This is a genomic window from Streptomyces sp. NPDC058195, from assembly GCF_042883525.1.
Lineage (GTDB): Bacteria > Actinomycetota > Actinomycetes > Streptomycetales > Streptomycetaceae > Streptomyces.
In genome coordinates, this window is sequence record NZ_JBHVVM010000084.1 from 1 (window position 1) to 1334 (window position 1334).

4 protein-coding genes are annotated in these 1334 nt (G+C 40.2%); 1 reads left to right on the forward strand and 3 read right to left on the reverse strand.

Going from position 1 to position 1334, the window contains the following annotated elements:
- A partial coding sequence (locus tag ACFVWY_RS35620; protein WP_389879053.1) for a hypothetical protein occupies positions 1 to 226 on the forward strand: 226 nt, incomplete at its 5' end.
- Between the two features lie 309 nt (positions 227 to 535).
- Here ACFVWY_RS35620 and ACFVWY_RS35625 read toward each other — a convergent pair.
- The 3 genes from ACFVWY_RS35625 to ACFVWY_RS35635 form a co-directional block, all read right to left on the reverse strand.
- Positions 536 to 838 (reverse strand): hypothetical protein, encoded by a 303-nt coding sequence (locus tag ACFVWY_RS35625; RefSeq protein WP_376947965.1) that lies wholly within the window; start codon positions 836 to 838, stop codon positions 536 to 538.
- A 91-nt stretch (positions 839 to 929) separates the two neighbouring features.
- Entirely contained in the window at positions 930 to 1064 is a 135-nt protein-coding gene (locus ACFVWY_RS35630) for a hypothetical protein (protein ID WP_275265778.1), read from the reverse strand.
- A gap of 76 nt (positions 1065 to 1140) precedes the next feature.
- The coding region (locus tag ACFVWY_RS35635) for a hypothetical protein (protein WP_389879054.1) at positions 1141 to 1334 on the reverse strand (194 nt) is incomplete at its 5' end.

The following is a 1334-nucleotide window of genomic DNA, read 5'->3' on the forward strand; positions in this document are numbered from 1 at the left end:
GTATGAAGCTTTGGCCGTTGATACCCGCACCGTAATGCGCCGTACAACCACCGGACCGTTTATGGCCGTCCTCGCCATTTCACCACAAGCGCAGCAAGGAACGCTTATTTGTGGCTACATCTCCGTATTTTTGCAGTGGACGGAGCAACTCCTGACGTCAGTTTATTTTACACCCCTTAACGGCAGCTGGGTGACGAAAGAAAAAAGGGCGACAGTTCCTGACTGATTGTGAGTTATTACACCCAAAACAGTCATTCACTGTCACCCTTTTTATCCCCGTAAAACCTTGATTTTGAAGCCTTTTCCGAGTATAATAGATAACATCTAAATGACGTTGTAAGAGGTGCGATCTTACAAACAGTCGGAGTGTTCAATGCTACCAACATTGAGCACTTTTTATTTTGCCTTTTTTCCGTTCGTATTTAATTATCTATTATTCTACTATTCGAATTTTGAGAATACAAGGCTTTAAGGGAAACTTCTTCCTCCAAAACTGTGGATAAACGACATGCCTTTCCATTTTTCAGCTTAAAATTTAATCTGAATCTGCGGATAACTCCTCTAAATCTATAATGATTTGCTCCAACATATCATTGAAAAGCTTATGTCTAAAACCTTTCGGTTGCTTCTTGGCCAACTTATCGAGCCGTTCCTTCAAATCATTTCTAGCATAAAAATTTATTTTCGTATGAGTATCTTCCATCTTCGACCCGTTTCTCGTCCGATATGGGCCTCTTTTTTTGTTTTTTTGACCTTTTACACCCGAAGACGTTAAAACCTCTCTATCGGCCTCTAAATGTGTTTTAAACTCATTTTCCAAAATAGTCCCTTCTTTCATGAGTGTATTTCATTCTAAACATAATTACGGCCGGCTACGCTGTTGCGCTGCCGGCCATATAAACGTAGACATGTAGACGTGTCTACTTAATTCATTTATTAGACAGCTTTTTCAACATGGTTTGATACATTGCTTTTTCATCTTCGGTCAATGTTTCCTGGAGAAGCTGCTCCACTTCTAACAAAAGACCTGGCATTTTTAAGTCTTTAGCAAATGCTAAAGCCATTAACCGATCATGCTGATCTCGCGGAACTTTAATTGTTCCCCTCTTGTCTTTATTTTTCTTTACACTCTGCGTCCACTCATTGCCCCTCGTTGTCTTGTTCCGATGTGGTCTCTCCAAAAGGCCCATCATATCCCATCCTCTCTAACATTTCTTTTGCAAGACGCTTATACATATACAATGCGTCTTTATCATGACGATCATTATCAGTAATCCCTTTTCGAGTAAATGTTTTAATCCTCCGCCGGTGATAAATAGCGCTCTTCATGAGAT

Bases quoted from the DNA above. Each gene is read 5' to 3' on its own strand.
- ACFVWY_RS35630 (WP_275265778.1), bottom strand. From the start codon at position 1,064: ATGGCTTTAGCATTTGCTAAAGACTTAAAAATGCCAGGTCTTTTGTTA.
- ACFVWY_RS35625 (WP_376947965.1), bottom strand. From the start codon at position 838: ATGAAAGAAGGGACTATTTTGGAAAATGAGTTTAAAACACATTTAGAG.